This window comes from Tabrizicola aquatica (assembly GCF_002900975.1).
In the GTDB taxonomy this organism is placed as follows: Bacteria; Pseudomonadota; Alphaproteobacteria; order Rhodobacterales; family Rhodobacteraceae; genus Tabrizicola; species Tabrizicola aquatica.
Map to the genome: position 1 here is coordinate 586987 of NZ_PJON01000001.1, position 22788 is coordinate 609774.

Here is a 22788-nt window from a genome sequence, read left to right on the forward strand (position 1 = left end):
TCGTGGGGGCCGGGCCGCGCCGAGGTTACTTCGACGCGCCGAAGTTGATGACCCAATGCAGCTTGTTGTCTGGCGCGTCGGAGAGGGCGATGCCGATCCCGACCTCGCGCACCTTGCCAAGCAGGATGTTGCTGCGGTGCTTGGGCGAGTTCATCCACCACTCCACCGCCCGGGCCCCGGTGCCGAAGCCGCGTCCGGTGTTTTCAGCCGCGGCGCGGAACTTGTAGCCCGCTTTGCGCAGCCGGGTCTTGAGCGTGCCACCATCCGAGGAATCATGGCTGATCGACCGGCGGCGCGCATTGTCGCAGGCATGTCCCTGTGCGGCCTTGTCCAGCTTGGTGGACAGCTTGAACGCCGGCAGGCCATGCGCCTTGCGTTCGGCGTTGAGGTGGCTCAGCACCTCTTGCTGCAGCGCGTCGGCATTGGATGGCAGGATGCAGCCGGCCAGGGCAGGCGCGGATGACAGAAGGACCGCAGCCACAAGGGCCGCAAAGGTGGACTGGAAGGACATGGGCAAATTCCCCGTAACTTGCTGGCATCCGTTCTGACGGGTCACTGCGGCTGCAATCGGGCGGATTGTGGCGGAACCGTGGAATTCGCGGGAAACTGTTCGGGCCATGGCAATTCACGGTTGCATGGCCGGGCCAGCGAAAACGTGACAATCATTGCAGCGGCTTTGTGCCATATCTGTCACGTTCCACAGGGGTAAGCCATGCTTGACGGGATGATGCGCGGGGTGATCGATGCGCCGCTGAACCGGGGCGGGCGTTGGCTGGCGGCGCGGGGGGCCTCGGCCGATCTGGTGACGGTGGTCGGCCTTGTGCTGGGGCTGGCTGCGGCGGGGCTGGTGGCGATCGGCTGCTCGGGGCTGGAGGTGGCGGCGCTGGTGCTGGCCAGCCGCCTGGCCGATGGGCTGGATGGCGCGGTGGCGCGGGCGCGGGGCAAGTCGGATTTCGGCGGCTATCTGGATATCGTCTGCGATTTCGCCTTTTACGGCGCGATCCCGCTGGCCTTCGTCCTGGCCGACCCGGCGCTGAACGGCGCGGCGGGGGCTTTTCTGCTGGCCAGTTTCTATGTGAACGGGGCGACGTTCCTGGGCTATGCCGTGCTGGCGGCCAAGCGCGGGATGGAGACGCGCAGCCGGGGGGAGAAGTCGCTGTATTTCACCGCGGGCCTGTTGGAGGGGACCGAGACGATCCTGTTCTTCCTGCTGATCGCCATGGTGCCGGCGCTGTTCGTGCCCGCGGCCTGGATCTTTGGCGCGCTGTGCCTGGTGACGGCCCTGGCGCGAGTCCTGCTGGCCGCGCGAAGTTTCCGCTAGCCCATCACCGCCTCGCGAAAGCGGAAGAAGCCGTGGGTCGCATGGGGCCAGGCGTCGCGGTCGTGGTCGCGCAGGACGCGGGCCACCGTGATGCCCTGGGGACGGGCAAGGCGGGTCAGTTCGGCAAGACGCGACGCAATCGGCCCGGTCGGGGCGTAGGGGGTGACGATCTGCGCCGCGCCCTGGGCCTGGGCCTGGGCCAGAACCTCGGCCGTGCTTGTCAGGATCGGCGCATCGGGGGCCTGAAGCCGGGCAAGGGCATCGGCGATGGCGCCTTGGGTGAAGCGGTGGACGGGGCCAGCCACGGCACGGGGCGAACGGCCGGCCACATCGGTCAGCACCGCCATGGCGCGGGGGCGCAGGCCCTGGGCCAGAATGAACTCGGGGCTGAGATCCTCTTCCGTGACCAGGAGGAGGCTGGGCAGCGTCGGGTCCCAGGCTTCGCCTTGCGGGGCGGGGCCGGGGGCGGGCAAGGGTTGCATGGGCAGGGGTGGGGCCGAGGGGGCGAGCCCCTCGGGCGAAAAAAGGCCCTGGGTGTTTTGGCGGATATTGTCCGCGGTGGCGAGGTAGGTCTTGCCGGGCGTGTGCAGCCCCGCCACCCAGCGCCAGGACAGGGTGTTCGAGGCCGGGTCGCCGTCGATCAGATGGCGCAGGAAGAAGTCGGCCCCCAACTCCCACGGAAGGCGCAGGGTGAAGATCCAGATCGAGGCGAACCACATCCGGGCGTGATTGTGCAGATAGCCGGTGGCGGCCAGTTCTTGCGCCCAGTGGTCGAAGCCGTCGATCCCGGTCTCGCCCAGCATGGCCGCCTCGGCCCGTGCGGCAAGGCCCGGCTCCGCCGCCAGCCGGTTCAGCGCCGCCTGCACCCCTTGCCGGTAAGCGGTCCAAAGGCCGGGCCGCAACTCCAGCCAGCCCTTCCAGTAGGTGCGCCACCAGACTTCGGCCAGGAATTTCTCGGCGCCTTGGGGATGGGCGCGGAGGGTGGCCTCGATCACCTCGGCTTCGGTTACCAGGCGGTGCCGCAGCCAGGGCGAGAGGCCGGAGACATGCGGGTGGCCGGGCAGGTCAAGGTTGCGCAGGCTGGCATAGTCGCGCCCCGCCTGGGGCAGGAAGCGGACAAGCCGGGCAAGCCCTTCGGTGCGGGTCGGGTTCAGGTCCATGTCCGGGGTCTAGGCTGGCGCGGCGCAATTTCAATCCGGCAGGACGGCAGGTCGCAGGGGGCCGGGAAATCGGCGGGGCTGCCCTTGCAGGCCCCGTGCCACCCCACTAAGACTCTGGCAATACATTTGGCGATATTCCTGGCGAGACACGAAGAGGCAGGCCCCGATGCGCGATCCCGTTGACCACTACATGAACACGCTCGTCCCCATGGTCGTCGAACAGACCAGCCGGGGGGAACGCGCCTACGACATCTTCAGCCGCATGCTGAAAGAGCGGATCATCTTTCTGGGCGGCCCGGTCCATGACGGGATGTCCAGCCTGATCTGCGCCCAGCTGCTGTTCCTGGAATCGGAGAACCCGACCAAGGAAATCAGCATGTACATCAACAGCCCCGGCGGCGTGGTGACCTCGGGCCTGTCGATCTATGACACGATGCAGTACATCCGGCCCAAGGTCTCGACCCTGGTGATCGGGCAGGCGGCGTCGATGGGGTCGCTGTTGCTGACGGCGGGCGAAAAGGGGATGCGCTTCTCGCTGCCGAACAGCCGCGTGATGGTGCACCAGCCGAGCGGGGGCTATCAGGGCCAGGCGACGGATATCATGATCCACGCGCGGGAAACCGAAAAGCTGAAGCGCCGGTTGAACGAGATCTACGTGCGTCACACCGGCAACGACTACGACACGGTCGAAGCCGCGCTGGAGCGGGACAACTTCATGTCGGCCGAAGATGCCAAGGCCTGGGGTCTGATCGACCAGATCCTGGAAAGCCGCGGCAAGGCCGACGATACGTCGAAGTGATCGGATCCCCCCGGAGGTTGAACCTGCGGGGGGTTTTTCGGATTGTGGTGGCCGGGGGCTTGTCCTAGACTTTGCCCGTAAGCCCGTGACAACGGACTGGTGTCCAGAGGACTTTGGATGGCGAACAATTCCGGCAGCGACAGCAAGAACACGCTTTACTGCTCGTTCTGCGGCAAAAGCCAGCACGAGGTGCGCAAGCTGATCGCGGGTCCGACCGTGTTCATCTGCGACGAATGCGTCGAGCTGTGCATGGACATCATCCGTGAGGAGACGAAGACCACCGGTCTGAAATCCTCGGATGGGGTGCCGACCCCGCGGGAAATCTGCAAGGTGCTGGACGATTACGTGATCGGCCAGATCCACGCCAAGCGGGTCCTGTCAGTGGCGGTGCACAACCACTACAAGCGGCTGAACCATTCGTCCAAGACGGATATCGAGCTGTCGAAGTCGAACATCCTGCTGATCGGCCCGACGGGCTGCGGCAAGACGCTTCTGGCCCAGACCCTGGCCCGTATCCTGGACGTGCCCTTCACCATGGCCGACGCGACCACGCTGACCGAGGCGGGGTATGTTGGGGAAGATGTCGAGAACATCATCCTCAAGCTGCTGCAAGCGTCGGAATACAACGTCGAACGCGCGCAGCGCGGGATCGTGTATATCGATGAAGTCGATAAAATTACGCGCAAATCGGACAACCCATCGATCACCCGCGATGTGTCGGGCGAGGGCGTGCAGCAGGCGCTTCTGAAGATCATGGAGGGCACGGTTGCCAGCGTCCCCCCGCAGGGCGGCCGCAAGCATCCGCAGCAGGAATTCCTGCAGGTGGACACGACGAACATCCTGTTCATCTGCGGCGGCGCCTTTGCCGGCCTGGAGAAGATCATCGCGCACCGCAACAAGGGCAGCGGCATCGGCTTTGGTGCCGATGTGAAGGGCCCGGAAGAGCGTGGCGTGGGCGAGCTTTTCAAGGAGCTGGAGCCCGAGGATCTGCTGAAATTCGGCCTGATCCCGGAATTCGTCGGCCGTCTGCCGGTGATCGCCACCCTAACCGACCTGGATGAGGCCGCGCTGGTCACCATCCTGACCGAACCGAAGAACGCCCTGGTCAAGCAATATCAGCGCCTGTTCGAGATTGAAGGCGTCAAGCTGACCTTCACCCCGGACGCGATGATCGCCATCGCCAAGCGCGCGATCAAACGCAAGACCGGCGCGCGCGGTCTGCGCTCGATCATGGAAGACATCCTGCTGGACACGATGTTCGAACTTCCTGGCATGGACGGGGTCGAGGAAGTCGTGGTCAAGGACGAGGCAGTGACTTCCGGCGCGAAACCGATGCTGGTCTATACCGAAAAGAAGAAGGAACCGGTGAAGGCGTAACCCGCCGCACCAGTGAAAGGCGGGCCCCGGCCCGCCTTTTTCCTTGGCGAAGCACGGCTTGCCGTCCGGCTAGGCCCTAGACCTTCGCCCCGCTTTCCGCCATATCAGGGCCAAAGATCCGGAGGCCGCCCATGTATTTCCTGAAACGCCTGCTGACCTGGTGGAACAGCCAGACCATCGGCACTCAGCTTTTCACCGCACGCAAGGGTGTTCGGGTCGGGGAAGATGAGGCGGGGAACATCTTTTACCAGACCCGCGATGGCGTGCGGCGCTGGGTGATCTTCAACGGCGACATGGAAGCCTCGCGCGTGTCGCCGGACTGGCACGGCTGGCTGCACCACACCTGGGACGAGCCGCCGACCAAGGCTCCGCTCAAGCACAAGTCCTGGCAGAAGCCGCATCAGGAGAACCTGACCGGCACCGAGGCGGCCTATGCGCCCCCCGGCTCGATCCGCCGGACCGAACCGGTGGCGCGTCGCGACTATGAGGCGTGGCAGCCCGAGTGATGGCCTACGAGAAGGCAGAGATTGTCACCGGTGCCGCGGTTCTGGCCGTGGCGCTTGGCTTTGCGGTTTACGCCGCACAAGGCGCGGGGCTGGGGCGGCAACCCGACAGCTATCCGCTGACCGCAAGCTTCCGCTCGGTCGAGGGGATCGCGGTCGGATCGGACGTGCGGCTGGCCGGGGTCAAGGTCGGCACGATCACCAGCCTAGAGCTGAACCCCGAGACCTTCTTCGCCGATGCCACGATCAGTTTGCGCAATGACGTGCTGCTGCCGACCGATTCCACCATCCTGATCTCGTCCGAGGGTCTGCTTGGCGGCAATTTCGTCGAGCTTCTGCCCGGCGGCGCGCTGGAGACCCTGGCTGCGGGCGAGGAGATCGAGGATACGCAGGGCGCGGTTGGGTTGATTTCGCTTTTGATGAAATTCGTCGGCGGTGAGGGCGAAGCCGCCCCCGCCGATCCGGTCGCCCCATGAGGGCGCTGGCCCTTCTATTGGCGCTGGCCACCCCGGTCGCCGCCCAGGAAGTTGCCGATTCCCCCGGGGCATCGCTGCGCTTTCTGGACAAGCTGACCAGCGAGACCGGCGATGTGACGCTGAGTGTCGGCCAAGCGGCCAAGTTCGGGCGACTGGTCGTGCGGCTGGATAGCTGCCGCTATCCGGTGGCCAACCCCGCCTCGGACAGCGAGGCGCATGTGACGATCATCGAGGAGACGACGCAAAGCCAGCTTTTCGCGGGCTGGATGCTGGCGTCATCCCCGGCGCTGTCGGCGCTGGACCATCCGCGCTATGACGTCTGGGTGCTGTCCTGCGTGCTGCCGGATGCGCCGGCGGAAGAAGCGGCGCCAGAAGAATAATCCGCCGGATCGAAGCGCGCGTTGCCCTCCAGCGCCTCGGCCAGACGCTTGTGATAGTCCGCGCGGGGGATTTCGATCCCGCCTAGGCTGGCAAGGTGCGGGGTCAGGAACTGGGTGTCGAACAGCCGGAAGCCGCCCGCGGTCAACCCCCGGACCGCATGGGCCAGCGCGATCTTCGAGGCATCCGTCACGCGGCTGAACATGCTTTCCCCGAAGAAAGCCGCGCCCAGCGTCACGCCATAGACCCCGCCGACCAGGCGGTCGCCGGCCCAGACCTCGATAGAATGGGCCCGGCCAAGGGCGTGAAGCTGTTCGTACAGCGCCTGGATGCGGTGGCTGATCCAGGTTTCGTCCCGCTCGGCGCAGGCCGCGACCACCTGGGAAAAGGCGCGGTCGGCGGTGACCTGGAACGCGCCAGACCGCAGCCGGCGCGCGAGCGAGCGCGAGATGTGAAAGCCGTCCAAGGGCAGGATGCCGCGGCGGCGCGGGTCGATCCAGTGGATTTCACTGTCATGGCGGCCTTCGGCCATGGGAAAGATGCCCATGGCATAGGCGCGCAGCAGGATCTGCGGGGTGATATCCTCGACCGGGTTCGGCATCGCAAAATCCTTTGAAGGATTTTGCAAAAGTTTTCAAAACTTTTGCGCGAAGGGCGCCGCGCGGGCGCCCTTCAGATCAGGCGAAATGCTCGGCCAGCCACTTTTCCAGCCAGTGAATGTTGTATTCCCCGTTCTGGATGTCGGGTTCGGCCAGCAGCATGTGGAACAGCGGCACCGAAGATTCCACACCGTCGATGATCAACTCGCCCAGGGCGCGTTTCAGGCGGGCCAGCGCCTCGGGCCGGTCGCGGCCGTGGACGATCAGCTTGCCGATCAGGCTGTCGTAATAGGGCGGAATGGAATAGCCGCCGTACAGCGCCGAATCCATCCGCACGCCAAGGCCGCCGGGCGCATGGAAGGTGCGGACCTTGCCGGGGCAGGGCGCGAAGTTCGGCAGTTTCTCGGCGTTGATCCGAACCTCGATCGAGTGGCCGTTGATCTCCAACTCGTCCTGGGTGAAGGACATCGGCAGGCCGGCCGCGACGCGGATCTGTTCACGCACAAGGTCGACGCCGAAAATGTATTCCGTGACCGGATGTTCCACCTGCAGCCGGGTGTTCATCTCGATGAAATAGAAGTTCCCGTCTTCATACAGGAATTCGATCGTGCCCGCGCCGATGTAGTTGATCTTGGCCACGGCATTGGCGCAGATCGCGCCGATCTCGGCGCGCATCTTCGGGGTGATCGCGGGGCCGGGGGCCTCTTCGAAGACTTTCTGGTGGCGGCGCTGCAGCGAGCAGTCGCGTTCGCCAAGATGTACCGCCTTGCCCTTGCCGTCGCCAAAGACCTGAATCTCGATGTGGCGCGGCTTCTGGAGGTATTTCTCCATATAGACTTCGTCGTTGCCGAAGGCGTTCTTCGCCTCGGACCGCGCGGTGCGGAAGGCGATTTCCAGCTCTTCAGCGTTCTTGGCGACCTTCATCCCGCGCCCGCCGCCGCCGGCGGTGGCCTTGATGATGACCGGAAAGCCGATGCTTTCGGCCACCTTGATCGCCGTCTCGAAATCCGGCACGCCGCCGTCCGAGCCGGGGACGACGGGAATCCCGAGGTCCTTGGCCGTGACCTTGGCGGTGATCTTGTCGCCCATGATGCGGATATGTTCCGCGTTCGGGCCGATGAAGGTCAGCCCGTGATCCTGCAGCGCCTGGGCGAAGGCAGCGTTCTCCGACAGGAAGCCGTAACCGGGATGCACGGCCTGCGCGCCGGTGATCTCGCAGGCCGAGATGATCGCGGCCTTGTTCAGATAGCTTTCGGAACTGGGCGCCGGTCCGATGCAGACGGATTCGTCGGCCATGCGGACATGCATTGCATCGGCATCGGCGGTCGAATGCACCGCGACCGACTTGATCCCCATTTCCCGGCAGGCGCGGATCACGCGCAGCGCGATCTCACCACGGTTGGCGATCAGGATTTTCTCGAACATGCGGGCCTGCCCTTACTCGATGATCATCAGGGGGGCGCCGTATTCGACCGGGTGGCCATCCTCGACCAGGATGCGCTTGACCGTGCCGGCCTTGGGGGCGGGGATGTGGTTCATGGTCTTCATCGCCTCGATGATGAGGACGGTCTGCCCTTCGCTGACCTGGGCGCCCACAGCGACGAAAGGCGCGGAACCGGGTTCGGCGGCAAGGTAGACGGTGCCCACCATGGGCGAGGTCACGGCGCCGGGGTGCTGGGCCGGGTCCTCGGGCGCGGCAGGGGCTGCGGTCGGGGCGGCCGCAGCCGGGGCGGCGTATTGCATCATCGGGGCAGGTGCTGTGGCCTGGACGGTCACGACATTGGCCTGCTTGACCACGCGGACTTCAAGGCTGTCGTCCTCGCCATATTCGCGCTTCACCGACAGCTCGGTCAGGTCGTTCTTGTTCAGAAGCTCGGCCAGTGCCGAAATGAAGGCCACATCGGTGTCGGTCGTCTGCTTGCTCATGCCGTCCTCTGATTGGTTGGCTACGCGCCTGGTTCCCCTGCGGGGTCCAGCGGCCCCGTCTGTTGTCCGGCGCTTATACGCCACGCGATCAGGGGTGAAAAGCCGCGAAACCGTTGCCCAGGGATTAGGCAGTCGCGGCGGGTCGGGCAAAATCCTGTGGGCGCGGAAAATTTACCGTTTGATAAAAAATATGACCTGTGCCAGCGTGACAAAAAACATAAGCCAGGGAGGCCCCCAGCCCATGTCGAACAGCCCGCTTACGCCAGGAATCGTTGCCGGCCGTCTGCCGCCCGAGGCCTATGCCCACAACTTCGGGGACCACGAGCCGCCCTTCGACCGGCACGAGGCCAGGGTCGCGGCGGATCGCTGCTATTTCTGCCATGATGCGCCCTGCATCACGGCTTGCCCGACCTCGATCGACATTCCCCTGTTCATCCGCCAGATCGCAACGGGCACGCCGGAAGCGGCCGCCACGACGATCTGGAGCCAGAACATCCTGGGCGGCATCTGCGCCCGGGTCTGCCCGACCGAGACGCTGTGCGAAGAGGCCTGCGTTCGCGAGGCGGCCGAGGGCAAGCCGGTGGAGATTGGGCGGTTGCAGCGCTATGCGACCGATGTGGCGATGGGCAAGGGGATGCATCCCTTCACCCGTGCGGCCGCGACCGGCAAGCGGGTGGTGGTGGTGGGGGCTGGCCCGGCAGGTTTGGCCTGCGCGCACCGGCTGGCGATGCACGGCCATGACGTGGTGGTGCTTGAGCGGCGGGCCAAGGCCGGGGGCCTGAACGAATACGGGATCGCCAGCTACAAGGCGACGGGCGGCTTTGCGCAACGCGAGGTCGACTGGCTGCTGCAGATCGGCGGGATCGAGATCCGCAACGGGGTAGAGCTTGGCCGTGACGTGACGCTGGCCGCGCTGGAGGCGGAGTATGACGCGGTCTTCCTTGGCATCGGCCTGGCGGGTATGAACGCGCTGCGGGCGGTTGGCGAGGATCTGGCCGGGGTGCGCGACGCGGTCGATTTCATCGCCGAACTGCGCCAAACCGAGGATCTGTCGCGTCTGGCCGTCGGCCGTGACGTGGTGGTGATCGGCGGCGGCATGACGGCGGTCGATGCGGCGGTGCAGGCCAAACTGCTGGGCGCCGAGAACGTCACCATCGTCTACCGCCGCGGGCAGGAGAAGATGTCGGCCTCGGGCTATGAGCAGGACCATGCGGCGCAGGCCGGGGTGCGGATCATCCATAACGCGGCGCCGGTGCGCGTCCTTGGCAATGGCAGCGCCGAAGCGGTGGAGTTCGCCTATACCTCGGACGGGCCGAACGGGCTGGTCCTGTCGTCCGAGACCTTTACGCTGAAGGCCGACCAGGTGTTCAAGGCGATCGGCCAGACGCTGACCGGCGCGCCCGAAGGGTTGGCGGTTGCGGGCGGCAAGCTGGCGGGGCCGTCGGGCAAGGTCTGGGTCGGCGGCGACTGCGCGGCGGGGGGCGAGGACCTGACCGTCACCGCCGTGGCCGAGGGGCGCGATGCCGCCGAGGCGATCCACACTATACTTTTGGCCGGCTGATGCGCGCCGATTTTCCTTGTCAGGCCGGGACTTCCCCGCCACTTAGGGGCGGGGCAGGGAACTTGCATGGACGGCTGGACCGACACTTTCATCGCGTTTATCGAGCGCAACCGCGAGTGGTTGCCGCTGATCATGGTCGTCTTTGCCGCAGCCGAAACCACGGCCTTCCTGTCGATCCTGATCCCCTCGACCGCCGTGCTTGTGGCGGTGGGCGCGCTGGCCGCGACCGGGGCCGTGCCATTCTGGCCGCTTTGGGCCGGGGCGACGGTTGGCGCGCTGATCGGGTCGTGCTTCAGCTACTGGCTGGGGTGGCGCTATGGCAGCACGGTGCTGCGGATGCGGCCCCTGAAGGACCATCCCGAGATGGTGGAAAAGGCGCAATCCGCCTTCGACCGCTATGGGCCGGTGACCATTCTGGTCGGGCATTTCACCACGGTCTTTCGGCCGGTGGTGTTCCTGATGGCCGGGATGAGCGGCATGACCCTGCCGCGCTTTCTGGTCTGGAACGTTCTGGGCTGCGTCGCCTGGGCCTTTCTGATCCCGAAACTGGGCCAGTTCGGCGGCGATCTGATCGGCTGGATCTGGTCGCTGTTCTGACCACCCCTTCCTGGTCGGACGGTGGGCGGATCGCCCACCTTACATCCCCCCATCCACTCCCAGCGTGCCGCAAGGAGGCGTCCCATGGCTGACCTCAGCTCGAATTTCATTGGCATCAAGTCGCCGAACCCGTTCTGGCTGGCTTCGGCCCCGCCCACGGACAAGAAATACAACGTCGAGCGCGCGTTCGAGGCGGGCTGGGGTGGTGTGGTGTGGAAAACCCTGGGCGCGGAAGGCCCGCCGATCGTCAACGTCAACGGCCCGCGCTATGGCGCGATCTGGGGGGCCGACCGCCGCCTTCTGGGGCTGAACAACATCGAACTGATCACCGACCGCCCGCTGGAGGTGAACCTGCAGGAGATCAAGGAGGTCAAGCGCAAGTGGAAGGACCGTGCGCTGGTGATTTCCCTGATGGTCCCTTGTGACGAGGAATCTTGGAAGGACATCCTGAAGCGGATCGAGGATACCGAGGCGGACGGGGTGGAACTCAACTTCGGCTGCCCGCACGGCATGGCCGAACGCGGCATGGGCAGCGCCGTGGGGCAGGTGCCGGAATACATCGAGATGGTGACCCGCTGGGTCAAGCAATACAGCCGCATGCCCTGCATCGTGAAGCTGACGCCCAACGTCACCTCGATCCTGCCGCCCGCGCTGGCGGCGAACCGTGGCGGGGCGGATGCGGTTTCCCTGATCAACACCATCAAGTCGATCACAAATGTCGATCTGGACGCCTTCTCGCCCTTCCCGATGATCGACGGCAAGGGCTCGCACGGCGGGTATTGCGGCCCGGCGGTCAAGCCCATCGCGCTGAACATGGTGGCCGAGATCGCCCGGCACGAGGAAACCCGCGGCCTGCCGATCAGCGGCATCGGCGGGGTGACCACCTGGCGCGATGCGGCCGAGTTCATGGCGCTTGGCGCGGGCAATGTGCAGGTCTGCACGGCGGCGATGACCTATGGCTTCAAGATCGTGCAAGAGATGATCTCGGGCCTGTCGCAATACCTGGACGAAAAGCAGATGTCGCTGAACGACCTGATCGGTCGCGCGGTGCCGAACTTTGTCGAATGGCAGCACCTGAACCTGAACTACGTCACCAAGGCGCAGATCGACCAGGACCTGTGTATCTCGTGCGGGCGCTGCTATGCGGCGTGCGAGGATACCAGCCACCAGGCCATCGCCATGTCGCCGGATCGCGTGTTCACGGTGAAGGACGACGAATGCGTGGCCTGCAACCTGTGCGTCGATGTTTGTCCGGTGGACAACTGCATCACCATGCGCGAACTGCCGAAGGGCAGCGTTGACCTGCGCACCGGCAAGGTGGTGGGCGACTATGCCAACTGGACCACGCATCCGAACAACCCGATGGCCCGCGCGGCCGAGTGAGCGGGAACGCTCTGGCGCGAGCGGCGGGGCTGGTCGCGTCGTCCTTGGATAGGGCAGTTGGTCCGGTCGTCGTGGCGGTGGACGGGCGCAGCGGGGTCGGCAAGTCGACCCTGGCTGCTCAGCTTGCCGAGCAATTCGGCGGCCTGGTGATCGAGGGCGATGACTTCTATGCCGGGGGGACCGGGATCCTGGGCGATCCCCCGGCCAGCCGTGCAGCGCGCTGCATCGACTGGCAGGACCAGCGCCGGGTGCTTGGCCTGCTGAAACGGGGGCAGGCGGCCGCCTGGCACGCCTTTGACTGGGATGCTTTCGACGGCAGCCGGTCCGCGCAGGCGACCAGAGTCGCGCCAGCCCGGCTGGTGATCCTGGAGGGCACCTATTCGGCGCGGCCGGAACTGGCCGATCTGACCGACCTGCGCCTGTTGCTGCGCGTGCCGGATGCCGTGCGTCTTGTGCGCCTTCTGGCGCGCGAAGGTGAGATCGGGCCGTGGGAAACCCAGTGGCACGAGGCTGAGGACTGGTATTTTGCCCATGCCGCCCCCGCCGACCAGTTCGACCTGGTGCTGGACGGTGAAGGCTGACCCAAGTTACGGCAGCGGCAATGGATTGACCCCGGCGGCGATGCTGGCGCGGATATAGGCGTCGCGTGCGGCTTCGGCCGCCACGCGGGCAGCGACCACGGGCTCCTTGCCTTCATCCACGGCGGCGAGCTGAACGCCAACCGCACCCGAGGTTGTCTCGGGCTGCCGGACAGCCTGTGGCCGGTCCGGTTGCGATACCGCCGAAATCGACTGTGCCGCCGGCGCGCGTTCGCTGGCTGGGCTGGCAGGCGGTGGTGGCAAAGCCGGCACCGGCACCTGCGACCGGACGGCAGACATGATACCCATTTTGCGTCCCCCAAAGATCAGACGCCCCCATCCGCGACACTAGCCGAAATCGGGCGGCCTGGCCTGCGGGAAATGCCGAAAATTCGACTCTTCAGCCAGGGGCCTGACCGGTGGCCAAGAGGCGCGCGAAAAGCGTTTCCAGGAAACTGCCTGCTTCGGCAAAGGGATCGTGGCCCGGGCCCAGCACCGCTCGGACCTGCACGTCGAAATCGGCGTAATGCTGCGTCAGCGCCCAGATCGAGAAGATCAGATGCACCGGATCTACGCGGGCAATGCGGCCTTCCTCCATCCAGCGGCGCAGAGTGCGGGCCTTTTCGTCCACCAGATCGCGCAGGTCGCCCTCGATCGCCTCGCGCATCCGGGGGGCACCCTGCAGGATCTCGCCCGCGAACAGGCGGCTTTCCCGGGGGTAGTCGCGGGCAAGGTCCAGCTTGCGCCGGACGTAGGCCATGATCTCGGCCAGGGGTTCCCCGCCGGGGTTCATCGCGCGCAAAGGATCAAGCCAGGTATCCAGAAGCCCGGTCAAGAGCGCCTTGTGTACGGCTTCCTTGGACGGAAAATAATACAGCAGGTTGGGCTTCGACAGGCCGGCCACCTCGGCGATCTGGTCCAGGGTCGCACCCCGAAATCCGTGCTGCGAGAAAACCTCAAGCGCGGCGTCCAGGATGACCTCACGGTTCCTTTGCTGGATGCGGGAGCGGGGGCGGGCACTTGGCGGCATTGGGAACCTTGGACGGACGGACCCCTTGGATAGCGCGGGGGCAAGTGCAAGGTCAAACGCTTCGCCTGATGTGCCCGGCCTTGCGGCAGCCCACAGGGCGGATCGGCCGGGCAGGGGGGCGGCGACACCCGAACCTTCGGGGGCGTAGGCGCGGGCCTTGGGTCCGCTTACTGGACCAGTTGCATCATGCCCCAGGGCAGCACCGTCAGTATGGCGACGATGATCAGCAGCGAACGCTTGAGGCCGGTGAACATGTTGATCTCCCTTGTTGTTCCCGCAGCGCAGATAGGTGCGGGACGGGCCTCTGCAAGGGGATGCGGTGCGTTTCAGCCCGTCATCAAGGCCTTCAGGCCGCGCACCACCAGCTTGTGATCCTCGACCTGCGGCAGGCCCGAGACGGTGGCAACAGCGACCACGCCCAAGCCCTTGACCCGGACCGGCACCGCGCCGCCATTGTCGGCATAGTCGGCCGGGTCCAGGCCATGACGCACCAGCGTCTCGCCCCTGGCCTTGTTGCGCCGGCCCACCAGCAGCGTCGGCAAGAGGAACAGGAGCGCAGTGTTCGACTTGCGCCGGGCCCAAAGATCGTTCAACGGGGCCGAGCCGGGCAGGGCCGCATGAAACAGGGTCCGGTCGGCGGTGCGGATGTTGATGACCACGGGCAGATCGTCGGCCAGCGCCAGGTCGATCAGCACCTCGCCCAGCCGCAGCGCCAGCGTTTCATCGAACTTCGGCAGTTCCAGCGCGGCGAATTCCGCCTCGATTTCGGAAATCTCCATGCCCGTCCCCCTAGATTGCGCCGATGCCACGCAGGACCATGTCCTTCACGCTGGCCTTCGCCTCGCGCCACTGTTTGTCGGTCAGGGGCTTCCCGTCGTTCAAAGTCTGGATCTGGTGGCCGAAGTCGGCATAGTGCTGCGTCGTGGCCCAAAGCATGTACAGTAGGTGCCGCGGGTTGATCGGCTGCATCTTCCCTTCGTTTATCCAGCGCTGGATCACCGCGATCCGCCCCTCGGTCCAGTCACGCAGCGTGGTTTCCAGATAGTCCTGGATCACGGGCGCGCCGTGCATCACCTCGGACGCCCAGACCTTGGAGCCATGCGGATGGGTGCGGCTGATGTCCATCTTGGCGTCGATATAGGCGCCGATCCCTTCCACCGGCCCCGGCGCATTGTCGAAGCTTGACGCCGCATCCAGCCAGATCTCGAAGATCTGCTGCACCACGCGGCGGTAAAGGTCCTCCTTGGTGGCGAAGTAGTAGTGCAGGTTCGCCTTCGGCAGCCCCGCCATGTCGGCGATCAGCTGCATGGTCGCACCGCCGAACCCGGCCTCGGCAAAGACCTTCTCGGCGGCCTCCAGGATGGCCCGCTCATTCTCGCGCCGGATATCTGTGCGGCGGCCCGGTTTCAGGCGCGAAATCTGGGCATCAACGCTCATCCAGGTCCCATATTCTTGTTGACCGGTTGGTCAGGTTGTGTTGCGCTTCACCTTGACCATACGGTCAGGAAACGAGTCGCGGCAAGGGGCAGCATGGCCCCGGCGCGAACAGGGAGCTACGCTGATGCCAGCCACCGGGGACAACCTGCGGATCGATCCTGCACGTCTGTGGGATTCGCTTGAAGAGATGGCCAAGATCGGCCCCGGAATTGCGGGGGGCTGCAACCGGCAGACCCTGACCGATGCGGATTCTGAGGGCCGCCACCTTTTCCAGCGCTGGTGTCAGGCGGCGGGCATGTCGATGGGCGTCGACACGATGGGCAACATGTTCGCCACGCGGGCGGGGACTGACCCTGACGCGCTGCCGGTCTACATGGGGTCGCATCTGGACACCCAGCCGACGGGCGGGAAGTATGACGGCGTCCTCGGCGTCCTTGGCGCGCTGGAGGTGGTTCGCACGCTGAACGACATGGGCGTGAAGACCAAGCACCCGATCGTGGTGACGAACTGGACCAACGAGGAAGGCGCACGGTTTGCCCCCGCCATGCTGGCCTCGGGTGTCTTTGCTGGCATCCATACCGAGGAATATGCCAAGTCGCGCCGCGATCTGGATGGCAAGATCTTTGGTGAGGAGTTGGCCCGTATCGGCTGGGTCGGCGACGAGAAGGTCGGTGCCCGCAAGATGCACGCGATGCTGGAACTGCACATCGAGCAGGGGCCTATTCTTGAGGCCGAGGGGAAAGAGATCGGCGTCGTGACCCATGGGCAGGGCCTCTGGTGGCTGGAGATCACGCTGACCGGCAAGGACGCCCATACCGGATCGACCCCCATGAACCTGCGCGTGAACGCGGGGCTTGGCATGGCGCGTATCACCGAACGCGTCCACCAGATCGCGATGAGCCACCAGCCGAACGCCGTGGGCGCGGTGGGGCAGGTGAAGGTTTTTCCCAATAGCCGCAACGTGATACCGGGAAAAGTTGTGTTCACGGTCGACATCCGCTCGCCCGAACAGGCGAAGCTGGATGCGATGAAGGCCGAGGTCATCCGCGCCGCCCATGCGGTGGCGAAGGAGCTGGGGCTGGGCTGTGAGATCGAGGACGTGGGCCACTTCGACCCCGTCACCTTTGACCCCGGCCTTGTGAAGATCGTCCGCCAGAGCGCTGAAAAGCTGGGCTATTCCCACATGGACATCGTCTCGGGCGCCGGTCACGACGCCTGCTGGATCAACCGCGTCGCCCCCACGGTGATGGTGATGTGCCCGTGTGTGGACGGGCTTTCCCATAACGAGGCCGAAAGCATCTCGCCCGAATGGGCCGCGGCAGGGACGGATGTGCTGCTGCACGCGGTGCTTGAGGTGGCGGAGGTGGTGGGGTGAGGGATCAAAGGACTCCCGTCCCGGGCTTGACCCGGGACCTCGATTTCCAACATGCGGTGCCGCTTGCCGATGGAGGCCCCGGATCAAGTCCGGGGCGGGGTTTACCTTTGGTTAACCGAGGCGCAGCAATCTGCGTTCATGGCGCATTTCGTCTACATCATGGCCTCTCGACCAGGCGGAGCGATCTACATTGGTCGCACGGGCAACCTCGCCGCTCGGGTCGAAGCGCATCGCGCCGGGGCGTCCGTTCATACGGCAAAGTACAAGATCCGCACACTGGTCTGGTTCGAATGCCACGAGGACTTCAACACAAGTCTGCAACGCGAACGCGCCATGAAGCGCTGGCCGCGGGCGTGGAAGAATGCGCTGATTGCCGAGCGCAACCCGAACTGGCAGGACGTCACTTCGCATATTCCGGTCTAATACCGGCGACTGTCTGTATTCGGATAAACCGGAGGTCCCGGGTCAGGCCCGGGACGGGCATCCCCATTTCCTTAAGGAGCCGCACATGACCACCATCATCAAGAACGGCACCGTCGTTACCGCCGACCTCACCTACAAGGCCGATGTGCGGGTGGAGAACGGGGTGATCACCGAGATCGGGCCGGGCCTCAAGGGCGGGACAGAGCTGGATGCGACCGGCTGCTATGTGATGCCCGGCGGGATCGACCCGCATACGCACCTGGAGATGCCCTTCATGGGCACCTACTCGGCGGATGACTTTGAAAGCGGCACGCGGGCGGCGCTGAGTGGCGGGACCACGATGGTCGTCGACTTCATCCTGCCCGGCCAGGGCCAGGACCTGATGGACGCGGCCAAGGTCTGGTCGAACAAGTCCACCCGCGCGACCTGCGATTATTCCTACCACATGGCCGTCACCTGGTGGGGCGAGAAGGTCTGGCAGGGGATCGAGGACAGCGCCAAGGCGGGGATCACCAGCTTCAAGCACTTCATGGCCTACAAGGGCGCGTTGATGGTGAACGACGACGAGTTGTTCAACTCTTTCCGCCGGGTCGGTGACGTTGGCGGCCTTGCCATGGTCCATGCCGAGAATGGCGATGTGGTGGCGGAACTGACGGCGAAGCTGCTGAAGGAAGGCAACACGGGGCCGGAGGGTCACGCCTATTCCCGCCCGCCGCAGGTGGAGGGCGAGGCGACCAACCGCGCGATCATGATTGCCGATATGGCCGGGGTGCCGCTGTATGTCGTCCACGTCTCTTGCGAGGACGCACATGAGGCGATCCGCCGGGCGCGCCAGCAGGGGAAACGCGTTTGGGGCGAACCGCTGATCCAGCACCTGACGCTGGACGAAAGCGAATATTTCCACCCCGACTGGGACCACGCCGCCCGCCGGGTGATGTCGCCGCCCTTCCGCAACAAGCAGCATCAGGACAGCCTGTGGGCCGGGCTGATGAGCGGGTCGCTTTCGGTGGTGGCGACCGACCATTGCAGCTTTACGACCGAACAGAAGCGGTTCGGGGTCGGCGACTTCTCCAAGATTCCGAACGGGACCGGAGGCTTGGAGGATCGGATGCCGATGCTCTGGACCCATGGGGTTGGCACGGGCCGGCTGACGCCAAATGAATTTGTCGCTGTAACCTCAACCAATATCGCGAAAATCCTGAACTGCTACCCGAAGAAGGGTGCCGTTCTGGTGGGGGCGGATGCGGACCTTGTGGTCTGGGATCCGGAGAGGGAAAAGACCATCGGCGCAGGCAGCCAGCAGTCGAAGATCGACTACAACGTGTTCGAGGGCCAGAAGGTCAAGGGCCTGCCACGGTTCACCCTGACCCGCGGCCACGTCGCGATCCACGATGGTGAGGTGCGCACTCAGGAAGGCCATGGCAAGTTCGTTGCGCGGGAGGCCCGCCCCGCGGTCAACCGCGCTCTGACCCAGTGGAAGGATCTTACCGCCCCCCGGCCGGTGGAGCGGGCGGGTATTCCGGCGACGGGGGTGTGATGGCGACAGAAACCCCGCCTGTTCTACGGCTCCCCTTGTTCGCTTTCCTCGTCGTCGGCGGGATGCGGTGCGAAAGCGATCACCGGGGTGTCGAAATGGACGTCGTCCAGATCCTCGGGCGCGGGGGCAAAGGCGAGGGTCGTCTGCAAGGCGTTGTAAAGCATGGCGGTCCTCCTGTGCCGACCAAGGTGGTGGCGCGCGTCAAGGATCGCATCTGCGGGCAACGGGAATGTGAAGGGATGTGGGCGTGAAGGATACGGCAAGCCTGAGCCAGCCGGTGATCGAGGCCAAGGGGGTCGACCTGGTGTTCCAGACCGCCGACGGGCCGGTGCAGGCGTTGAAGGATGTCAACCTGGTGATCAACCGGGGCGACTTTGTCAGCTTCATCGGGCCAAGTGGGTGCGGGAAGACGACCTTCCTGCGGGCCATCGCGGCTTTGGAGCATCCGACCAGTGGCACGCTGACGGTCAATGGAATGTCGCCGGACGAGGCGCGGCGGAAGCGGGCCTATGGCTATGTCTTTCAGGCGGCGGGGCTGTATCCCTGGCGGACGATTGCCGGGAATATCCGGCTTCCCCTTGAGATCATGGGATTTTCCAAGGCCGAGCAGGAAGAGCGGACCGAACGGGTGTTGGAGTTGGTGGAGCTGAAGGGCTTTGGCAAGAAGTTCCCCTGGCAGCTTTCGGGCGGGATGCAGCAGCGCGCCAGCATCGCACGGGCCCTGGCCTTTGACGCGGATATCCTCCTCATGGACGAACCCTTTGGCGCGCTGGACGAAATCGTGCGGGACCGCCTGAACGAGGAAGTGCTGAAGCTTTGGGCGCGCACGGGGAAAACCATTGGGTTCGTCACCCATTCCATCCCCGAGGCGGTCTATCTGTCGACCAAGATCGTCGTCATGTCGCCGCGTCCGGGGCGGATCACCGATGTGATCGACAGTCCCCTGCCGAAGGAACGGCCGCTGGATATCCGCGATAGCCGCGAGTTCATCGAGATCGCCCACCGGGTGCGGGAGGGGCTGCGGGCCGGGCATCATGAGGACTAGGTCAAGCCTCGGGCATCTGTCTGGCACCCGTCTGGCTTTCGTGCAGACAAAGGTGCGCCGATGACCGCGCTGAGCTTTCTGTGGCTGGGGGCGGCGACGGCGGTGTTCGTAGCCGCCAATGGGGTGTTGAAGGTCTATGCGACCAAGGGGCAGGTTCCGGTGCTGGTCGGCGCGCTCGCGCTGTTCTGCCTGGGCAACTGGCTGATGGTCCAGGTGATGAAGGCGAACGGTCTGGGGTTGGCCATCGCGCTGTCGGCGATCTTTCAACTGGTGGCGATCAGCGTCATGGCGATCTTTGTCTTTGGCGAGCGGCCGACCGGCTTGCAGCTGGCCGGCATGGCGCTGGGGATTGTCGCCGTTGCGATGATCGCCTGGCCGACGGGGGCGAAGGGATGAGCGTGGCGCAGGGTTCAGGGGCAGATGCCTCCGGCGGGGATATTTGGGCAAAGATGAAATCGGGGGCTGCATGAACGCGCGCGCAACGGTGCTGCCGGTTCTGACGGTGCTGGGGATGATCCTTGCCCTGTGGTACGCGGCCGCCGTCTGGATGAACGCGACCTGGGTCTTTGACCAGGCCGAGCGGGCGGGGGCCACTGTGACCTGGGCCGAGGTAATTCCGCAGACCATGAGCCAGGACCGCCCCCTGCTGCCGCCGCCGCATCAGGTCGCGGCAGAGCTGTGGCAGGGCCTGTTCGGGCAGGCCATCACCTCGAAGCGCAGCCTGGTCTACCACGCCTACGTCACCTTCAAGGGCACGATGATGGGCTTTGGGCTGGGGATTGCCTTTGGCGTACTACTGGCGATGGCGATTATCCGGTTCCGGGTGATGGACATGTCGGTCATGCCCTGGGCGATCATCAGCCAGACGATTCCCATCGTGGCGCTGGCGCCGATGATCATCACCTTGTCCAGCCAGCTTGGGTTGCAGGGGCGCGATCTGCCGAAGGCGATCATTGCGGCCTATCTGTCGTTCTTCCCGGTGCTGGTCAGCATGGTGAAGGGGTTGCGCAGCCCCGACCAGATGCAGCTTGACCTGCTTCGCACCTATGGCGCGGGCGAGGCGGCGACCTTCCTGAAGCTGCGGCTGCCAGCCTCGATGCCGTATTTCTTCGCCTCGCTGAAGGTGGCGGTCGCGGCAAGCCTGGTGGGCACCATCGTGGGCGAGTTGCCGACCGGGGCCATCGAGGGGCTGGGGGCGCGGATGCTGATCGGCTCGCAGTTCGGGGAGCCGTTGATCATGTGGGCCAGCCTGTTCGCGGCGGCGATCCTGGCGGGGCTGCTGATCCTGGTGGTGGGCTTCCTGGAACGGGCAGCCCGCAAGCGGATGGGGGTGCCGGCATGACCGCGCTTTGGCTTGCAGTGGGGGTCTGGCTGGCGGCCTGGGCGCTGAACGTCTGGCTGGCGGGAAGCCGGGTGTCAACGACTGGCCTGGGCCGCGCCCTGGTGCCGCTGATTTTCGGGGCCACCGTGCTGGTCCTGTGGGAGGGGTTGGTGCGCGGCCTGGGCGTCTCACCGGTGATCCTGCCCGCCCCCAGCGTCATCGCGGCAAAGATCGCGGTGGAACTGCCAGTGCTGTGGCAGGATTTCGCGCAGACGATCCTGAAGGGGGCCATTCCCGGTTTCCTGATCGGGGCCGGGGCGGCGTTCCTGGTGGCGATTGCCATCGACCGTTCCCCCTTTCTGCAACGCGGCCTTCTACCCATCGGCAACTTTGTCGCGGCGCTGCCGATCGTCGGCCTTGCCCCGATTCTGGTGATGTGGTTCGGCTTTGACTGGCAGTCCAAGGCGGCGGTCGTTGTGGTGATGGTGTTCTTCCCGATGCTGGTGAACATCGTCGCGGGCCTGCAGGCATCCGAGCGGATGCAGCGCGATCTGATGGCGACCTGGGGGGCGAGTTATGGGCAAAGTCTGCTGAAACTGCGGCTGCCTGCGGCCATGCCTTTCATCTTCAACGGGCTTAAAATTGCATCGACACTGGCCCTGATCGGCGCGATTGTTGCCGAGTTTTTCGGCAGTCCGATTTATGGCATGGGCTTCCGCATCTCGACCGAGGTGGGGCGGCTTGGCCTTGACATGGTTTGGGCCACGATTGCGGTCGCGGCCCTGGCGGGGTCGGTCTTTTACGGGCTGATCACGCTGATCGAACGTTGGGTGACCTTCTGGCACCCGTCGCAACGGCATTAACAAAGGCCCCGAGAGCGGGCTCAACACGGGAGAACGAAGATGAAGAAACTGATGACGGCGGCCTTCGTGGCGGCGATGGCCACCAGCGCCAGCGCCGAGGATGTGAAGCTGCAGCTGAAATGGGTCACCCAGGCGCAGTTCGCGGGCTATTACGTCGCCCAAGCCAAGGGGTTCTATGAGGAAGAGGGCCTGAACGTCACCATCCTGCCCGGCGGGCCGGACATCGCGCCGACCCAGGTGATCGCGGGTGGCGGGGCGGATGTGATGGTGGACTGGATGCCGGCCGCCCTTGCCGCGCGCGAGAAGGGCCTGCCGCTGGTGAATATCGCCCAGCCCTTCGCCTCCTCTGGCATGATGCTGACCTGCCTCAAGGAAACCGGGATCACCTCGCCCGCCGATTTCGCGGACAAGACGCTGGGTGTCTGGTTCTTCGGGAACGAATATCCGTTCCTGTCGTGGATGTCGCAGCTTGGGCTGGCGACCGATGGATCGCCGGGCGGGGTAACCGTGCTGAAGCAGGGCTTCAACGTCGATCCCTTGCTGCAGAAGCAGGCGGCCTGCATCTCGACCATGACCTACAACGAATACTGGCAGGTCATCGATGCCGGGATCACCGAGGATCAGCTGATGACCTTCAAGTATGAAGAGCAAGGCGTGGCAACGCTGGAGGACGGGCTGTACGTGCTTGAGGATCGCCTGGCCGACCCGGCCTTCCAGGAGACGATGGTCAAATTCGTCCGTGCGAGCATGAAGGGCTGGAAATACGCCGAGGCGAACCCGGACGAAGCGGCGATGATCGTGCTGGAGAACGACCAGACCGGCGCACAGACCGAGACCCACCAGAAACGGATGATGGGCGAGGTCGCCAAGCTGACCGCTGGTTCGACCGGCGCGCTGGACGTGGCGGCGGCGGAACGCACTGTGGCGTCGCTGCTGTCGGGCGGGTCGGACCCGGTGATCACCAAGGCACCGGAAGGGGCCTGGACCAGCGTCATCACCGACGCCGCACTGGCGCAGTAATCGCTAGACTTGTCTGAAATCTGCGGATGCGGCCCCGGGGTCGCATCCGCCTTTTCTTTACCATTTGCGGCTTTCCTGG

The 22788-nt window shown here is 65.2% G+C and carries 28 protein-coding genes; 18 read left to right on the top strand and 10 right to left on the bottom strand.

Annotation, left to right across the window (positions count from 1 at the left end):
• Positions 1-25: 25 nt before the first annotated feature.
• Entirely contained in the window at positions 26-511 is a 486-nt protein-coding gene (locus CXR42_RS02830; RefSeq protein WP_180995950.1) for a CAP domain-containing protein, read from the bottom strand.
• A gap of 201 nt (positions 512-712) precedes the next feature.
• Here CXR42_RS02830 and CXR42_RS02835 point away from each other — a divergent pair, with 201 nt between their 5' ends.
• Positions 713-1321 carry a CDP-alcohol phosphatidyltransferase family protein gene (locus CXR42_RS02835; RefSeq protein WP_103255986.1) on the top strand — a complete coding sequence of 203 codons (609 nt, stop codon included), beginning with the start codon at positions 713-715 and terminating at the stop codon, positions 1319-1321.
• Here CXR42_RS02835 and CXR42_RS02840 read toward each other — a convergent pair.
• The gene (locus CXR42_RS02840) at positions 1318-2481 is read right to left on the bottom strand and encodes an FAD-binding domain-containing protein (protein ID WP_103255987.1); all 1164 of its coding nucleotides are present in this window, start codon (positions 2479-2481) and stop codon (positions 1318-1320) included. The two genes, CXR42_RS02835 and CXR42_RS02840, sit on opposite strands and share 4 nt — an antisense overlap.
• A 166-nt stretch (positions 2482-2647) precedes the next feature.
• Between CXR42_RS02840 and CXR42_RS02845 the strand changes: the two genes are divergently transcribed.
• The 5 genes from CXR42_RS02845 to CXR42_RS02865 all read left to right on the top strand — a co-directional run bounded on the left by CXR42_RS02845 (position 2648) and on the right by CXR42_RS02865 (position 6016).
• Positions 2648-3280: an ATP-dependent Clp protease proteolytic subunit gene (locus CXR42_RS02845; RefSeq protein ID WP_103255988.1), complete on the top strand. Its 633-nt coding sequence runs from the start codon at positions 2648-2650 to the stop codon at positions 3278-3280.
• A gap of 117 nt (positions 3281-3397) precedes the next feature.
• On the top strand, positions 3398-4657 hold the full coding sequence (gene clpX, locus CXR42_RS02850; RefSeq protein WP_103255989.1) for an ATP-dependent Clp protease ATP-binding subunit ClpX: 1260 nt from the start codon (positions 3398-3400) through the stop codon (positions 4655-4657).
• A gap of 131 nt (positions 4658-4788) precedes the next feature.
• The gene (locus tag CXR42_RS02855) at positions 4789-5163 is read left to right on the top strand and encodes an NADH:ubiquinone oxidoreductase subunit NDUFA12 (protein ID WP_103255990.1); all 375 of its coding nucleotides are present in this window, start codon (positions 4789-4791) and stop codon (positions 5161-5163) included.
• Positions 5163-5636 (top strand): outer membrane lipid asymmetry maintenance protein MlaD, encoded by a 474-nt coding sequence (gene mlaD, locus CXR42_RS02860; protein WP_103255991.1) that lies wholly within the window; start codon positions 5163-5165, stop codon positions 5634-5636. The genes CXR42_RS02855 and mlaD overlap by 1 nt, the downstream gene beginning before the upstream one ends.
• Entirely contained in the window at positions 5633-6016 is a 384-nt protein-coding gene (locus CXR42_RS02865; RefSeq protein ID WP_103255992.1) for a DUF2155 domain-containing protein, read from the top strand. The genes mlaD and CXR42_RS02865 overlap by 4 nt, the downstream gene beginning before the upstream one ends.
• On the opposite strand, the gene aat is transcribed toward CXR42_RS02865, so the two are convergent.
• The 3 genes from aat to accB all read right to left on the bottom strand — a co-directional run bounded on the left by aat (position 5947) and on the right by accB (position 8539).
• On the bottom strand, positions 5947-6615 hold the full coding sequence (gene aat, locus CXR42_RS02870; protein ID WP_103255993.1) for a leucyl/phenylalanyl-tRNA--protein transferase: 669 nt from the start codon (positions 6613-6615) through the stop codon (positions 5947-5949). The genes CXR42_RS02865 and aat overlap by 70 nt on opposite strands.
• A gap of 76 nt (positions 6616-6691) precedes the next feature.
• Positions 6692-8038: an acetyl-CoA carboxylase biotin carboxylase subunit gene (gene accC, locus CXR42_RS02875; protein WP_103255994.1), complete on the bottom strand. Its 1347-nt coding sequence runs from the start codon at positions 8036-8038 to the stop codon at positions 6692-6694.
• A 12-nt stretch (positions 8039-8050) separates the two neighbouring features.
• Positions 8051-8539 (bottom strand): acetyl-CoA carboxylase biotin carboxyl carrier protein, encoded by a 489-nt coding sequence (accB, locus tag CXR42_RS02880; RefSeq protein ID WP_103255995.1) that lies wholly within the window; start codon positions 8537-8539, stop codon positions 8051-8053.
• Between the two features lie 241 nt (positions 8540-8780).
• Between accB and CXR42_RS02885 the strand changes: the two genes are divergently transcribed.
• From CXR42_RS02885 to CXR42_RS02900, 4 genes are all read left to right on the top strand, one after another.
• Entirely contained in the window at positions 8781-10100 is a 1320-nt protein-coding gene (locus CXR42_RS02885) for an NAD(P)-dependent oxidoreductase (protein ID WP_103255996.1), read from the top strand.
• Positions 10101-10166: 66 nt separating this feature from the next.
• Positions 10167-10697, top strand: a complete 531-nt coding sequence (locus CXR42_RS02890) for a DedA family protein (RefSeq protein WP_103255997.1) — start codon at positions 10167-10169, stop codon at positions 10695-10697.
• 84 nt (positions 10698-10781) lie between these two features.
• Complete coding sequence (gene preA / locus CXR42_RS02895; protein ID WP_103255998.1) at positions 10782-12080, top strand: NAD-dependent dihydropyrimidine dehydrogenase subunit PreA; 1299 nt, start codon at positions 10782-10784, stop codon at positions 12078-12080.
• A 44-nt stretch (positions 12081-12124) separates the two neighbouring features.
• On the top strand, positions 12125-12661 hold the full coding sequence (locus tag CXR42_RS02900) for a uridine kinase family protein (protein WP_146037986.1): 537 nt from the start codon (positions 12125-12127) through the stop codon (positions 12659-12661).
• Between the two features lie 6 nt (positions 12662-12667).
• Here the strand turns inward: CXR42_RS02900 and CXR42_RS02905 are convergent, their stop codons facing one another.
• From CXR42_RS02905 to CXR42_RS02920, 4 genes are all read right to left on the bottom strand, one after another.
• Positions 12668-12958: a hypothetical protein gene (locus CXR42_RS02905; protein ID WP_146037987.1), complete on the bottom strand. Its 291-nt coding sequence runs from the start codon at positions 12956-12958 to the stop codon at positions 12668-12670.
• 100 nt (positions 12959-13058) lie between these two features.
• Positions 13059-13688, bottom strand: a complete 630-nt coding sequence (locus CXR42_RS02910; protein WP_103256001.1) for a TetR family transcriptional regulator C-terminal domain-containing protein — start codon at positions 13686-13688, stop codon at positions 13059-13061.
• Positions 13689-14014: 326 nt separating this feature from the next.
• Positions 14015-14467 (bottom strand): heme-degrading domain-containing protein, encoded by a 453-nt coding sequence (locus CXR42_RS02915; RefSeq protein ID WP_103256002.1) that lies wholly within the window; start codon positions 14465-14467, stop codon positions 14015-14017.
• Positions 14468-14477: 10 nt separating this feature from the next.
• Positions 14478-15125: a TetR/AcrR family transcriptional regulator gene (locus CXR42_RS02920; RefSeq protein ID WP_103256003.1), complete on the bottom strand. Its 648-nt coding sequence runs from the start codon at positions 15123-15125 to the stop codon at positions 14478-14480.
• 124 nt (positions 15126-15249) lie between these two features.
• On the opposite strand from CXR42_RS02920, the gene CXR42_RS02925 reads away from it, so the two are divergent.
• From CXR42_RS02925 to hydA, 3 genes are all read left to right on the top strand, one after another.
• Positions 15250-16500 carry a Zn-dependent hydrolase gene (locus CXR42_RS02925; RefSeq protein ID WP_103256004.1) on the top strand — a complete coding sequence of 417 codons (1251 nt, stop codon included), beginning with the start codon at positions 15250-15252 and terminating at the stop codon, positions 16498-16500.
• Positions 16501-16638: 138 nt separating this feature from the next.
• On the top strand, positions 16639-16923 hold the full coding sequence (locus CXR42_RS02930; RefSeq protein ID WP_103256991.1) for a GIY-YIG nuclease family protein: 285 nt from the start codon (positions 16639-16641) through the stop codon (positions 16921-16923).
• Between the two features lie 85 nt (positions 16924-17008).
• Positions 17009-18460 carry a dihydropyrimidinase gene (hydA, locus tag CXR42_RS02935; protein WP_103256005.1) on the top strand — a complete coding sequence of 484 codons (1452 nt, stop codon included), beginning with the start codon at positions 17009-17011 and terminating at the stop codon, positions 18458-18460.
• A gap of 23 nt (positions 18461-18483) precedes the next feature.
• Here hydA and CXR42_RS19440 read toward each other — a convergent pair whose 3' ends face one another.
• A complete protein-coding gene (locus CXR42_RS19440; protein ID WP_180995951.1) occupies positions 18484-18624 on the bottom strand; it encodes a hypothetical protein in 141 nt (46 codons plus the stop codon).
• 83 nt (positions 18625-18707) lie between these two features.
• Between CXR42_RS19440 and CXR42_RS02940 the strand changes: the two genes are divergently transcribed.
• The 5 genes from CXR42_RS02940 (at position 18708) to CXR42_RS02960 (ending at position 22709) form a co-directional block, all read left to right on the top strand.
• Positions 18708-19505: an ABC transporter ATP-binding protein gene (locus CXR42_RS02940; protein ID WP_103256992.1), complete on the top strand. Its 798-nt coding sequence runs from the start codon at positions 18708-18710 to the stop codon at positions 19503-19505.
• A gap of 60 nt (positions 19506-19565) precedes the next feature.
• Positions 19566-19901 (top strand): hypothetical protein, encoded by a 336-nt coding sequence (locus tag CXR42_RS02945; RefSeq protein ID WP_103256006.1) that lies wholly within the window; start codon positions 19566-19568, stop codon positions 19899-19901.
• Between the two features lie 70 nt (positions 19902-19971).
• Entirely contained in the window at positions 19972-20847 is an 876-nt protein-coding gene (locus CXR42_RS02950; RefSeq protein WP_103256007.1) for an ABC transporter permease, read from the top strand.
• On the top strand, positions 20844-21689 hold the full coding sequence (locus CXR42_RS02955; protein WP_103256008.1) for an ABC transporter permease: 846 nt from the start codon (positions 20844-20846) through the stop codon (positions 21687-21689). The genes CXR42_RS02950 and CXR42_RS02955 overlap by 4 nt, the downstream gene beginning before the upstream one ends.
• 39 nt (positions 21690-21728) lie before the next feature.
• Positions 21729-22709 (top strand): ABC transporter substrate-binding protein, encoded by a 981-nt coding sequence (locus CXR42_RS02960; protein WP_103256009.1) that lies wholly within the window; start codon positions 21729-21731, stop codon positions 22707-22709.
• The last annotated feature ends 79 nt before the right edge of the window (positions 22710-22788 follow it).

What these genes read in the sequence shown, in the direction of transcription:
- CXR42_RS02830 (WP_180995950.1), bottom strand. Translation starts at nt 511, where the DNA reads ATGTCCTTCCAGTCCACCTTTGCGGCCCTTGTGGCTGCGGTCCTTCTG.
- CXR42_RS02835 (WP_103255986.1), top strand. Translation starts at nt 713, where the DNA reads ATGCTTGACGGGATGATGCGCGGGGTGATCGATGCGCCGCTGAACCGG.
- CXR42_RS02840 (WP_103255987.1), bottom strand. Translation starts at nt 2,481, where the DNA reads ATGGACCTGAACCCGACCCGCACCGAAGGGCTTGCCCGGCTTGTCCGC.
- CXR42_RS02845 (WP_103255988.1), top strand. Translation starts at nt 2,648, where the DNA reads ATGCGCGATCCCGTTGACCACTACATGAACACGCTCGTCCCCATGGTC.
- clpX (WP_103255989.1), top strand. Translation starts at nt 3,398, where the DNA reads ATGGCGAACAATTCCGGCAGCGACAGCAAGAACACGCTTTACTGCTCG.
- CXR42_RS02855 (WP_103255990.1), top strand. Translation starts at nt 4,789, where the DNA reads ATGTATTTCCTGAAACGCCTGCTGACCTGGTGGAACAGCCAGACCATC.
- mlaD (WP_103255991.1), top strand. Translation starts at nt 5,163, where the DNA reads ATGGCCTACGAGAAGGCAGAGATTGTCACCGGTGCCGCGGTTCTGGCC.
- CXR42_RS02865 (WP_103255992.1), top strand. Translation starts at nt 5,633, where the DNA reads ATGAGGGCGCTGGCCCTTCTATTGGCGCTGGCCACCCCGGTCGCCGCC.
- aat (WP_103255993.1), bottom strand. Translation starts at nt 6,615, where the DNA reads ATGCCGAACCCGGTCGAGGATATCACCCCGCAGATCCTGCTGCGCGCC.
- accC (WP_103255994.1), bottom strand. Translation starts at nt 8,038, where the DNA reads ATGTTCGAGAAAATCCTGATCGCCAACCGTGGTGAGATCGCGCTGCGC.
- accB (WP_103255995.1), bottom strand. Translation starts at nt 8,539, where the DNA reads ATGAGCAAGCAGACGACCGACACCGATGTGGCCTTCATTTCGGCACTG.
- CXR42_RS02885 (WP_103255996.1), top strand. Translation starts at nt 8,781, where the DNA reads ATGTCGAACAGCCCGCTTACGCCAGGAATCGTTGCCGGCCGTCTGCCG.
- CXR42_RS02890 (WP_103255997.1), top strand. Translation starts at nt 10,167, where the DNA reads ATGGACGGCTGGACCGACACTTTCATCGCGTTTATCGAGCGCAACCGC.
- preA (WP_103255998.1), top strand. Translation starts at nt 10,782, where the DNA reads ATGGCTGACCTCAGCTCGAATTTCATTGGCATCAAGTCGCCGAACCCG.
- CXR42_RS02905 (WP_146037987.1), bottom strand. Translation starts at nt 12,958, where the DNA reads ATGTCTGCCGTCCGGTCGCAGGTGCCGGTGCCGGCTTTGCCACCACCG.
- CXR42_RS02910 (WP_103256001.1), bottom strand. Translation starts at nt 13,688, where the DNA reads ATGCCGCCAAGTGCCCGCCCCCGCTCCCGCATCCAGCAAAGGAACCGT.
- CXR42_RS02915 (WP_103256002.1), bottom strand. Translation starts at nt 14,467, where the DNA reads ATGGAGATTTCCGAAATCGAGGCGGAATTCGCCGCGCTGGAACTGCCG.
- CXR42_RS02920 (WP_103256003.1), bottom strand. Translation starts at nt 15,125, where the DNA reads ATGAGCGTTGATGCCCAGATTTCGCGCCTGAAACCGGGCCGCCGCACA.
- CXR42_RS02925 (WP_103256004.1), top strand. Translation starts at nt 15,250, where the DNA reads ATGCCAGCCACCGGGGACAACCTGCGGATCGATCCTGCACGTCTGTGG.
- CXR42_RS02930 (WP_103256991.1), top strand. Translation starts at nt 16,639, where the DNA reads ATGGCGCATTTCGTCTACATCATGGCCTCTCGACCAGGCGGAGCGATC.
- hydA (WP_103256005.1), top strand. Translation starts at nt 17,009, where the DNA reads ATGACCACCATCATCAAGAACGGCACCGTCGTTACCGCCGACCTCACC.
- CXR42_RS19440 (WP_180995951.1), bottom strand. Translation starts at nt 18,624, where the DNA reads ATGCTTTACAACGCCTTGCAGACGACCCTCGCCTTTGCCCCCGCGCCC.
- CXR42_RS02945 (WP_103256006.1), top strand. Translation starts at nt 19,566, where the DNA reads ATGACCGCGCTGAGCTTTCTGTGGCTGGGGGCGGCGACGGCGGTGTTC.
- CXR42_RS02950 (WP_103256007.1), top strand. Translation starts at nt 19,972, where the DNA reads ATGAACGCGCGCGCAACGGTGCTGCCGGTTCTGACGGTGCTGGGGATG.
- CXR42_RS02955 (WP_103256008.1), top strand. Translation starts at nt 20,844, where the DNA reads ATGACCGCGCTTTGGCTTGCAGTGGGGGTCTGGCTGGCGGCCTGGGCG.
- CXR42_RS02960 (WP_103256009.1), top strand. Translation starts at nt 21,729, where the DNA reads ATGAAGAAACTGATGACGGCGGCCTTCGTGGCGGCGATGGCCACCAGC.